Origin of the sequence: Enteractinococcus helveticum (assembly GCF_001657475.1) — a bacterium.
GTDB classification, from domain to species: Bacteria; Actinomycetota; Actinomycetes; order Actinomycetales; family Micrococcaceae; genus Yaniella; species Yaniella helvetica.
This window is the reverse complement of the sequence record NZ_LXEY01000025.1, coordinates 1-407: the sequence shown is the minus strand read 5'-3', so window position 1 is coordinate 407 and position 407 is coordinate 1. Positions and strand designations below refer to the sequence as shown.

The following is a 407-nucleotide window of genomic DNA, read 5'->3' as shown; positions in this document are numbered from 1 at the left end:
GTCGCGCGTCGCGCAGAACAGGATTGCCGTTTCCGCTTCGTGGAAGCGCAGCAGGTTGATCACCGCATGCTCGATGTCCGAGGGGCTGACAGTCATCGCCTGATAGCTGATGTCGCCATGCCCGCGGTCCTCGCCCACGGTCGAGATGCGCAGCGCATCCTTCTGATAGCGCCTGGCGAGCGCCACGATCGGCTTGGGCATGGTCGCGGAGAAGAGCAGGGTACGACGGGTCTCGGGCGTGCCGTCCAGTATCGCCTCGAGATCGTCGCGAAAGCCCATGTCGAGCATTTCGTCGGCTTCATCGAGCACCACCGCGCGCAGCGCCGAGAGATCGAGCGCGCCGCGTTCCAAGTGATCGCGCAGCCGCCCGGGCGTGCCGACGACGATGTGCGCGCCATAGCCCAGCT

The 407-nt window shown here is 66.1% G+C and carries 1 protein-coding gene; it reads right to left on the bottom strand.

The window, feature by feature from the left end; translation table 11 throughout:
* The coding region (locus tag A6F49_RS14380) for a DEAD/DEAH box helicase (protein WP_043056572.1) at positions 1-407 on the bottom strand (407 nt) is incomplete at both ends.